The organism is Mesorhizobium sp. M7A.F.Ca.US.010.02.1.1, from assembly GCF_004023085.1.
In the GTDB taxonomy this organism is placed as follows: Bacteria; Pseudomonadota; Alphaproteobacteria; order Rhizobiales; family Rhizobiaceae; genus Mesorhizobium.
On sequence record NZ_RZRV01000080.1, the window covers coordinates 2,430 to 10,446 of the forward strand.

Below are 8,017 nucleotides of genomic sequence, written 5' to 3' on the forward strand. Positions count from 1 at the left end.
ATTCCTCGCCACAGTAGAAGTGCCGCTTCGCGATTGTGCTGAAGTCGAGGAACGCATGCCTGACCGGCTTCTGAGCTTGTAGACCAGTTTGTCCGTGAGGAAGACCCAGGACATATGCGTCTCGCGGACATCCACATGTGTCGTCCCACTTCCGTACGTCGCCGGATCGCTGAGAAAGCGCACCTTCGCCACCAGGTCTGCAATTTGCCAGTGTCCCATCATCGCCGGCACAATGGTGGCCAGCAGCGATCCGCACTTTGATGCGCGTCAAGGACGCGCCCGTTGGTCGTGACATTCTGCCGATGAATGCAATTTCCGGCTGGATGTCATGGATCGCAAACACACCTTCAACATAGGCTATGTCATCGTTGCTATCCTGATCATTGAGCTGTTTCAGGTCTGGTTCGCTTATCGCGACACTGCGCAAATCTCCTACAGTGACGTGATCCGCCTCACCGAGGAGGGCAAGGTTGCGTCCGTCACCCTGACTGAGACCATGATCGAAGGCGCGTTCAAGGAGCCACAGGATGGCAAGACGACGTTCCTTGCCAATCGCGTCGACCCTGCGGCAGTTGCGGTTTTCGAGAAGGCCGGCGTCAAGATCACCGGCGCTTCCGACAGCAACTGGCTGACGACTGTTCTCTCCTGGATATTGCCCGCGCTGATTTTCGTCGGCATCTGGATGTTCTTTTTCCGCGGGTTCGCCGACAGGCAAGGCATGGGCGGCCTGATCAACATCGGCAAGTCAAAGGCTAAGGTCTATCTGGAGCGCAAGACAGGTGTAACTTTCGAGGAAGTGGCGGGCGTCGACGAAGCCAAGGCCGAACTGCAGGAAATCGTTTCCTTCCTCAAGGACAAGGATAAGTACGGTCGCCTCGGCGCGCGTATCCCGAAAGGTATCCTGCTGGTCGGGCCGCCTGGAACCGGCAAGACATTGATGGCGCGCGCCGTCGCCGGCGAGGCGGGGGGGCCCTTCTTTTCCATCTCAGGCTCGGAATTCGTCGAGATGTTCGTCGGCGTGGGGGCGGCCAGGGTACGAGACCTGTTCGAGCAGGCCCGGCAGGCGGCGCCTTGCATCATCTTCATCGATGAACTCGACGCGCTGGGCCGTGCCCGCAGCCCGTTCGCGGGTTATGGCGGCGGTGATGAGAAGGAGCAGACATTGAACCAGCTGCTCTCGGAACTCGACGGTTTCGATCCGCGTGTTGGTATTGTGCTGCTTGCCGCCACCAATCGGCCCGAAATCCTCGATCCGGCCCTGCTGCGCGCTGGGCGTTTCGACCGGCAGGTCGTTCTGGACCGGCCCGACCGCAAGGGCAGGTGGGCCATCGTCAAGGTCCACATCAAGAACGTCTCAACCGCGCTTGGCGTCAGCACGGACGAGATTGCCGCGATAACGCCCGGTTTCACCGGCGCTGATCTTGCCAATCTCGTCAACGAGGCGGCCATCATCGCCACGCGGCGCGGCGCCGATAAGGTAACGATGGACGATTTCACCAATGCGGTCGAGCGCATCGTCGCAGGCTCGGAACGCAAAAGCCGATTGCTGAAACCGCTGGAGCGTGAGCGTGTCGCCTTTCACGAAATGGGGCATGCCCTAGTGGCGGCCGCGACGCAAAGCGCCGATCCGGTGCACAAGGTATCGATCATCCCGCGCTCGATCGGTGCTCTCGGTTTCACCATGCAGCGCCCGACGGAGGACCGGTTCCTGATCACGGTCAGCGAGCTGAAGGACCGCATGGTCGTCCTGATGGGCGGCCGCGCGGCCGAGGAAATTATATTCGGCGAAGTCTCAACCGGGGCGGCCGACGACCTCGCCAAGGTCACCGATGTTGCCCGTCAATGTGTCACCCGCTTCGGAATGGATCCGACGGTGGGTCAGGCCGTTCTCGAAGAGCAGCGCCTGCAATGGCTGGGTGACGGCCCTGGCATGCCAAACAAGAAAGACTATTCGGAAGCCACGGCGCGGGAAGTCGACTTGGCGGTGCGCGGCATGATCGAGGAGGCCCTTGCCAGCGCCAAGGACGTGCTCCGCGAAAGGAGCACCGACCTGCGCGCTGGCGCCAAGCTGCTGCTCGAGAAAGAAACGCTGACGCCCGATGACTTCGCACCGTTGCGGCGAAACGCCGAGCTGGTCTCGGCGGCGTGAAGGCGATGCGGGCCGGATGCGGTTGCCCCTGAACAAACGAGGAGAGTGTTATGAAACCACAAGTTTCAGCAGAAGATGATCAACATCCTGGCGCGTTGCATGGATATGACGATTGCGACGGCCCGCTCCGACGGCTCGCCACAGGCGACGGTGGTCTCATTCGTCCATGACGGCCTGCTGCTCTACTTCGGCTGCGGAGGCATGATGGTTCAGCGCTTCCCGCAGATTTCGGCTATCCAGCCCAGCGAGGCCGCACCCGTGAAGCTGTTCAGGGTGCGGCCCACGATCATCTCTGTGCTCGACTATTCCCTGGGCTTTGGTCACACCGACCTCGTCAAGATCATCGCCGAGACCCTGGACAGCATGCGACACCATTGGCTTGTGGGTACTTCCGCCACCGCATGACGGTCGCGCCAATCAGCCGGCTCGCAGAAGGCAGTGAATATTTCTCGCGATCCACGCGTCTCAGTGGCCATGACCTGCAGCCTATGAGAACTGGTTGGAGATCAAGGGTTGTCGATGGCGGCGAGCGCCACGGAGGTCGTTTTGCCCTCTGAACTCACAGACGTCGGACGGTCCAAACGGCGACTATCTGACCCGGCATTGAGCCGGATCAATGAGCAAGGGCGCTAAGGATGCTTTTGTTGTCGCTGCGGGCGAGAAGTCCGCCTCGACAAACAGGAGACAGACCATGATGGATTTAACGTTACGTCAGAACATTCTCGATGAGTTGGAATTCGAGCCGAGCATTGACGCTGCCCACATCGGCGTCGCCGTGGACGGCGGCATCGTCACCCTGACCGGGCATGTTTCTTCCTTTTGGGAAAAGACTGCCGCTGAAAACGTGGTCAAGCGGGTCAAAGGCGTGAAGGGCCTCGCTGAGGAAATCGAAGTCCGGCTGGTTGGACAGAAGGGAACTGCGGACGACGAGATCGCCAAGCGTGCGGTCGATGCGGTCACCTGGAACGTCTCCATCCCGAGGGACAAGGTTCAAGTCAAGGTACGGGATGGGTGGATCACGCTGACCGGGAAACTTGAATGGCAGTACCAGAAGAACGCAGCGGCCGACGCCGTCCGCGGCTTGGCGGGTGTTGTCGGCGTTGCCAACCAGATCGAAATCTCCCCACGAGCGTCAGTGCCCGATATCAAGAAGCGCATCGAGAATGCGCTGAAGCGCGATGCAGAAACCGAAGCACAGGCGATCCGCGTCAACGTACTGGATGGCAAGGTGACTCTTGATGGGAAGGTCCGGGCGTGGTCCGAGCGTCAGGCAGCCGAACGTGCCGCCTGGTCGTCGCCGGGCGTCAGAACTGTGGACGATCGTATATCCATAATCTGATGGGCACGAGTTGGACGCGGCGTCTTCATCGGTGGCCGCCGCGTCATCAATGGCCCGAGAGTGCGCTGGATCTCGGTCCAGCCATGTGAAAGGAGAAACAATATGATCCTGGCTAATGGTACCCTCGTCGCGGTAACCGACGGCGACAAGCTGCGCCTGTTCCGCAACAAAAGTCACGAACCTCGGATCGACTTGGCCGAAATGCCCGAGCCAGGATTACACGTGGCAAACACTGGCTCGGGCGGCCGGCATCGCAGTTCCACCGCCAATCCCGACGACTCCCGCCTGCGGGAAGACGACTTTGCCGCAGCCGTGGCCGCCTATCTCAATCGCGAGGCGCTGACCGGAGCATTCAAGCATGTCATGGTGATCGCCGACCCGCGCACGCTGGGCGAGCTACGCAAGCACTTCCAGGACCCGCTGAGAGCAAAGCTGGTAGGCGAACTCAGCCAGGATCTCGCGAAACACTCCCTCGAAGCCATCGAGAACACGTTGGCGGCGGCTTGAGTCCCCGCCCGGATATTCAGACGTTTCTGATCCCGATCTCAATCAGGGAACATCCGGAGCATCGGCTGGATCACCGGTACGCGGAAGCTGCCGCGACTAGAGGAGAGAGAAGTTTGAACCGAGAAAGACGAGAACCTGACCGGTGATGAGGGGAACTCTCAATACCGGGCCGTCCTCGCCGCGGTCCTGAATTGGCGATCCCGCGACGTAAGGGTGCCCTTGCAGGATATCTTTCCAGATTGTCGGGAAATCCGCCCCCTTGTTCTTCTTTGCGTTGCACGCAACGAGAAGTTTCGCAACGATGTCGGTCATTGAACTCGCATTTATCAAGTGGTTGATTCCAAATCATATGAATGAACACGGCGCGGATGGTTTTGATCTCGATCAAATTGGCGGGCTGCTCAGATAGGCACCCAATCCCTGCCCTCCTTGCGATAAAGGCGCTTCACGGCAGCCCAAGCGACGCGATGGGCTATTTCCTCACGCCTTTCGCCTCGGTCGGCATATTCTTCCCAGGCGCTGTTGAGAGCAGCGCGAAAAATCTTCTAGGCATGCAGCGGCAGATGCGGGCTGACGGACGGTGGAAGGTCTTTCTCGGTCGCATAGGGCATTGCTATCCCTCATTCGGAAAGCCAAGCTGGCGCCTATCGTCGGGGCTGACGACACGCCATGGGCGATTCCAGAGCAGACGATCAGTTTGACATAAAACGGCAGAGCCGGCTGTCGTCGAGCAGCGAGCGGGTAACGCCGCCGAATACCCATTCCCTGATCCGACTGTGCCCATAGGCACCCGACACGATCAGGTCGGCGTTGGTGGAGCTCAGGAAGTTGACCAGCTTGTCGCTCTCGTCGTCGGCCTTCAGCACTTCGGTGCGAGCCGTGATGCCATGCGTGGCCAGGAAGGTCGCGACATCCTTTATGCCGGCAGTCGTCCGGTCGTCGGGCTCGGAGCCGACCGTGACCACGATCACGTCTTCTGCCATCGCCATCAGCGGCATGGCGTCAGCGACGGCGCGCCTCGCTTCGCGCGTGTCCTTCCAGGCGACCACGATCCTGCCTGTCGGCGCATGCTCCATGCCGCTTGACGCGATAAGGAGCGGCCTGCCGGCGCGCAGCGCAAGGGTGCCGGGATCGACAGTCCGATAGGAATCGCCGGAGGATGCCCCTTGAGCCGCACCGGTGATGATGAGATCCGCGATTCTCGACGTCGCGACCAGGGCATGGTTGGGGTTGTCGAGCGTATTGCGCCATTCCGTCGCCACCGAACCAGCAACCAGGCTGTCAAACTCGGCATGCAGGTCCTTGAACCTTTTCTTGATGTCATCCCTCAACTGCTGCCAGACGTCGGCGGCTATCGCGGCACCCTCGGGCGCCATCGTGACCGGCAAGGGCGCGTCTGCTGCGCAGAAGCCGATCAGCCGAGCCTCGCAACACTTGGCAAGATCAATGGCGATCTTGGTGATCGGCCCGATTGGACCGTCTATGTCCACATTCAGCAGGATGGATTTGTAGCTCATCGGTGGCGCTCTTTTCCTGTATCAATTGGATAAAGCGAAACTAGACCGGGCATGGCATGAGCATCCTTGATGCCGATCAAGTGGCCGACCTCAAGGCATGCTTGACGCGAAATGGATGATCTCTCCGTCCCGTCAGCCAAATCGTCGCGATTTTATCTCTTTCGCGGCCTGAGCAGTTGCCAACCCCCACAATTTTTTCTGGCAGCCCTATCGCCGGAATCGCGATCACACACTCCTTTGTGTCGCGCAACGCGGCAAAAGAGAAGTCGCCGCTCGACGACCTAGGCAATTGTCGGGTGCGCTCCACCATCATGTGCCACGACATGGTCATGAAGTTGGCGCGGCCTCTGGCCGGGGTGTCAGCAGAACGACGGGACCGGGCTCGATCAGCCGGTAAACCTCGGCAAGCGGCAGTTCCTTCATCTTCAAACCTCGTCCTATTTCGACGCCTGCCAATCCCCAAGACCCGTGACAAGCCCCCGGACACTTCGTCGGCCAATCAAGTCAGACGACTGCGCCAATGTGCTTGCGTCAAGGAAACCCGCTAGTCGTCGTCATCGAACGGGTAGAAGTGGACCGCCTTCAGCGTGACCGGGATGTCGTAACCCTCGATCAGCACCGTGGCCCACTGATCCCCCAGATCATCCTGCCAAGTGTCGGTGACGCGGCACCTTACGGCCAGATCCATGCCAACCTCGATCTTGTCCGTTCTCTTCGCCATCACTGAACTCCCGTTCGCTTTCGCCTCGACTGCGTTTCGCTTCCTCCTCTCCAGCGTCGGTGCGTCAGTTCGAGAGCATCCGGTTAATCGCCCCTTGCTTCAGCAAAGAACGGGTCATGCCGCCAAACGCCCATTCGCGGATGCGGCTGTGGCCATAGCCTCCCGCGACCACAAGTTCGGCACTCATCGCCCGGGCGATCTCGCAGACGGCTTCGCAGGCGTCCGCCTTGCCGACGTCCAGAACCTCCGATCTTGACTTGACGCCATGTCTCATCAGGAACCGGAGCACGTCACTGACACTTTCGCGTGCGTTTCTCTGGTTCTGTTCCTCGATCGTCGCCACGAGCACATCTTGGGCACTGGTCAGAAAGGGCAGTGCGTCGATGACCGCGCGCCGGGCCTCGCGGGTATCCTTCCACGCCACCAGAACCTTCTTGGGATCGGGCGGAGCAAGTTGGTCGGCCGCGATCAGCACTGGCCGTCCGGCCGACAGCACCAATGTTCCGAGGTCGACCATCCGGTGGTGATCATTGGCCGCGGCCTTCGCGGGAGCTCCGGCCACGATGAGGTCCGCGGCGCGCGCATGCATTGCGAGCAGACGTGTCGGATCGCCGATCTCCTCGCGCCAGGAAGCCTCGTCTCCGACGACGGCCAGGAATTCTTCCTTCAGGATCTTCAGTCGATCCTCGATCTCGGTGAGACGTTGACGCATGATTTCCGCCGCCGCCATGCCGCCATCGTCGCCAGGAACAAACACATATGCGTCGGCCGCGGCAAAACCGATCAGCGTGGCTTCGAAGCGCCGCGCCAACTCCAGCGCATAGGTCGTTCGCGGCGTTGCCGGAGAATCGACATCGAGTTGAACCATGATGGTATTGAAAATCATTTTTCTGCTCCGATGAGATTTATCGCAGCATCGCCGGAGGTCGGACTTTGCGCCTTGATGCGCGTCAAAAACCTGCCTGTCCTGTCACTCCGCCTCGGCACATCGTCATCGGCGGCCGTGCCGCCTTCCGCCTCCGAATCCAGTATCCTCCGGGATTGGGTCCGCAACGAAGGGAAGCCTGACGCTGGTGCCCGCCAAGGCGTCTTCGGGAATGAATTCCGCGCTTCCTCCAAAGGGTGCCGCAGGGCGAGCACGCCCGGCTTTGGTAAATTGCCGCCGGTCCTTTCGAAGACAGGACAGCTTCCGGCGAGACACCGGGCGCTCTCGCCAAGAGAGGACGGCTGCCTTGGATGAGAATGCGCGCAACGCGGCACCGAGGCGGCGAACACAAAACCGTGGCGGACCTTCTCGCCGAAGTCCAAGACCTCGTCACCTACATCGTCATCTCTGGTTCGAGAGCGCGTTCTTTCGTCGGTTCCGGGATTTCGGTCATGGTTGCTTCGGTGAGCAGCAGCACGCTGGCGACCGAGACCGCGTTTTCCAGAGCGATGCGAACGACCTTGGTCGGGTCGATGATGCCGGCCTCGACCAAGTCGACATATTCCTTCTTTCCGGCATCGAAGCCGAAATTGCCTGTGCCTTCAAACATCTTGGCGATGACAACCCCGCCGTCGACTGCGGAATTCTCGGCGATCTGCCTGACCGGTGCTTCGAGTGCGCGCTTGAGGATCTGCACGCCCGTCCGCTCGTCGCCTTCGCAATGTTGTTCCTCGTCAGCCACCGTAGCGATGCAGCGCAACAGGGCAAGCCCGCCACCTGGCACTATGCCTTCGGCGACCGCGGCCTTGGTGGCGCTGATGGCATCGTCGAGCGCTTCCTTTTTCGACTTCATTTCGGC

10 protein-coding genes are annotated in these 8,017 nt (G+C 60.4%); 4 read left to right on the top strand and 6 right to left on the bottom strand.

All coding sequences use genetic code 11. The features are described from left to right. The first annotated feature begins 328 nt into the window (after positions 1-328). The 4 genes from ftsH (at position 329) to EOA19_RS34265 (ending at position 3,995) form a co-directional block, all read left to right on the top strand. Entirely contained in the window at positions 329-2,149 is a 1,821-nt protein-coding gene (gene ftsH, locus EOA19_RS34250; RefSeq protein WP_128306052.1) for an ATP-dependent zinc metalloprotease FtsH, read from the top strand. A gap of 75 nt (positions 2,150-2,224) precedes the next feature. Then, a complete protein-coding gene (locus EOA19_RS34255) occupies positions 2,225-2,554 on the top strand; it encodes a pyridoxamine 5'-phosphate oxidase family protein (protein ID WP_128306053.1) in 330 nt (109 codons plus the stop codon). Between the two features lie 286 nt (positions 2,555-2,840). After that, positions 2,841-3,488: a BON domain-containing protein gene (locus EOA19_RS34260; protein ID WP_128306057.1), complete on the top strand. Its 648-nt coding sequence runs from the start codon at positions 2,841-2,843 to the stop codon at positions 3,486-3,488. Between the two features lie 102 nt (positions 3,489-3,590). After that, positions 3,591-3,995: a host attachment protein gene (locus EOA19_RS34265; RefSeq protein WP_128306054.1), complete on the top strand. Its 405-nt coding sequence runs from the start codon at positions 3,591-3,593 to the stop codon at positions 3,993-3,995. A gap of 96 nt (positions 3,996-4,091) precedes the next feature. Here the strand turns inward: EOA19_RS34265 and EOA19_RS34270 are convergent, their stop codons facing one another. The 6 genes from EOA19_RS34270 to EOA19_RS34295 all read right to left on the bottom strand — a co-directional run. Continuing rightward, a complete protein-coding gene (locus EOA19_RS34270; RefSeq protein ID WP_127293794.1) occupies positions 4,092-4,307 on the bottom strand; it encodes a hypothetical protein in 216 nt (71 codons plus the stop codon). An 89-nt stretch (positions 4,308-4,396) separates the two neighbouring features. Further along, positions 4,397-4,537, bottom strand: coding sequence for a ChaB family protein (locus EOA19_RS34275; RefSeq protein WP_348629758.1), 141 nt, complete (start codon positions 4,535-4,537; stop codon positions 4,397-4,399). Between the two features lie 150 nt (positions 4,538-4,687). After that, positions 4,688-5,512 (bottom strand): universal stress protein, encoded by an 825-nt coding sequence (locus EOA19_RS34280; RefSeq protein ID WP_128306055.1) that lies wholly within the window; start codon positions 5,510-5,512, stop codon positions 4,688-4,690. Between the two features lie 544 nt (positions 5,513-6,056). Then, on the bottom strand, positions 6,057-6,233 hold the full coding sequence (locus EOA19_RS35545) for a hypothetical protein (RefSeq protein ID WP_164780091.1): 177 nt from the start codon (positions 6,231-6,233) through the stop codon (positions 6,057-6,059). 64 nt (positions 6,234-6,297) lie between these two features. Beyond that, on the bottom strand, positions 6,298-7,119 hold the full coding sequence (locus tag EOA19_RS34290; protein ID WP_128306056.1) for a universal stress protein: 822 nt from the start codon (positions 7,117-7,119) through the stop codon (positions 6,298-6,300). Between the two features lie 433 nt (positions 7,120-7,552). Further along, a partial coding sequence (locus EOA19_RS34295; RefSeq protein WP_281040496.1) for a TCP-1/cpn60 chaperonin family protein occupies positions 7,553-8,017 on the bottom strand: 465 nt, incomplete at its 5' end.